The sequence below is a fragment of the Ancylobacter dichloromethanicus genome, from assembly GCF_018390645.1.
GTDB classification, from domain to species: domain Bacteria; phylum Pseudomonadota; class Alphaproteobacteria; order Rhizobiales; family Xanthobacteraceae; genus Ancylobacter; species Ancylobacter dichloromethanicus.
On the sequence record NZ_JAHBGC010000048.1, the window covers coordinates 1 to 555 of the forward strand.

General features: G+C 63.6%; 1 pseudogene. It reads right to left on the bottom strand.

Annotation, left to right across the window (positions count from 1 at the left end):
* A pseudogene (locus KHC23_RS24530) lies at nt 1-555 on the bottom strand (IS5 family transposase); the annotation flags it as partial.

Genomic DNA, 555 nt, shown 5'->3' on the forward strand with positions numbered 1-555 from the left:
GTCGCCAGTCCTTGAGCTTGGCGAACAGGTTCTCGACCTTGTGGCGGTGGCGGTAGAGGGCCTTGTCGTAGTCGAAGGGCGTCTTTCGGCTCCGGCTCGACGGGATGCACGGCTCGATGCCCCTGGCTTCGAGTTCCTCGCGGAACCATGCGCTGTCGTAGCCGCGATCAGCGATGAGACGAGAGGCTGGCGGTAAGGCGTCGAGCACGAGACGAGCGCCCTTGTGGTCGCTCATCTGGCCTTCCGAAAGGAGCATGATGATCGGCCGGCCTTCACCGTCGCAGACGGTGTGAAGCTTGGAGTTCAGTCCGCCTTTCGTTCGCCCGATACGACGGGGAACATCCCCTTTTTAAGCAGGCTCGCCGCCGTGCGATGGGCCTTCAGATGCGTCGCATCGATCATGATGCGCTCGGGTTTCGGTCCTTCCCCGGCAAGGCCGGCGAAGATGCGGTCGAAGACACCCAGCCGGCTCCAGCGGATGAAGCGGTTGTAGAGCGTCTTGTGCGGGCCGTAACCGGCCGGCGCGTCCTTCCACTGCAGTCCGTTGCGGATCAC